The following is a 1,108-nucleotide window of genomic DNA, read 5'->3' as shown; positions in this document are numbered from 1 at the left end:
CTGAGCTGGTACTTCTCCGAGTCCAGGTACTCCTCGCTGCCCTCTTTGAGCGGGGTGTTCTCGCACAGTTCGTAGCCGGAGTAGATGCCCCAGGTGGGGGAGAGGGTGGCGGCGAGGACGGCGCGGACCTCGAAGGCGGGGCGGCCGCCGTGCTGGAGGTAGGCGTGCAGGATGTCGGGGGTGTTGGCGAAGAAGTTGGGCCGCATGTAGGAGGCGGCCTCCCCGGACAGTTCCGTGAGGTACTCCGTCAGCTCCTGCTTGGTGTTGCGCCAGGTGAAGTAGGTGTAGGACTGCTGGAAGCCGATCTGGGCCAGGGTGTGCATCATCGCCGGGCGGGTGAACGCCTCGGCCAGGAAGATCACGTCGGGGTCGGTGCGGTTGATGTCCGCGATGACCCGCTCCCAGAAGACGACCGGTTTGGTGTGCGGGTTGTCCACCCGGAAGATCCGCACCCCGCAGTCCATCCAGTGCCGCAGCACCCGGCAGGTCTCGGCGATCAGGCCGTCCATGTCGGCGTCGAAGGCGATGGGGTAGATGTCCTGGTACTTCTTGGGCGGGTTCTCCGCGTAGGCGATGGTGCCGTCGGGGCGGTGGTGGAACCACTCGGGGTGCTTGTGTACCCAGGGGTGGTCCGGGGAGCACTGCAGGGCGAAGTCCAGCGCGATCTCCAGGCCCAGTTCCCGGGCCCGGCCGACGAACCAGGTGAAGTCCTCCAGGGTGCCCAGCCGGGGGTGGACGGCGTCGTGGCCGCCCTCGGGCGAGCCGATCGCCCAGGGCACGCCGACGTCGTCGGGGCCGGGGGAGAGGGTGTTGTTCCTGCCCTTGCGGAAGGTGGTGCCGATGGGGTGGATGGGGGGCAGGTAGACCACGTCGAAGCCCATCGCGGCGATCGCCGGCAGCCGGCGGGCGGCGGTGCGGAAGGTGCCGTGGGGCTGCTGCCGGGTGCCCTCGGAGCGGGGGAAGAACTCGTACCAGGAGCCGTACAGGGCCCGCTCGCGCTCCACGAGCAGGGGCAGCGGCTCGGAGGTGGTGACCATCTCCCGCAGCGGATGGCGGGCCAGGACCTCGTCCACCTCGGGCGTCAGCGCCGCCGCCAGCCGCGCCGCCG

At 69.9% G+C, this 1,108-nt stretch carries 1 protein-coding gene; it reads right to left on the bottom strand.

Annotated elements, in window-relative coordinates; genetic code table 11:
* The coding region (locus ACFZDA_RS41545) for a maltotransferase domain-containing protein (protein WP_391091758.1) at positions 1 to 1,108 on the bottom strand (1,108 nt) is incomplete at both ends.

The sequence above is a fragment of the Streptomyces sp. NPDC007991 genome, from assembly GCF_042958445.1.
GTDB lineage: Bacteria > Actinomycetota > Actinomycetes > Streptomycetales > Streptomycetaceae > Streptomyces.
Note: the sequence above shows the minus strand (reverse complement) of the source record. Positions and strands in the feature narration are given on the sequence as shown.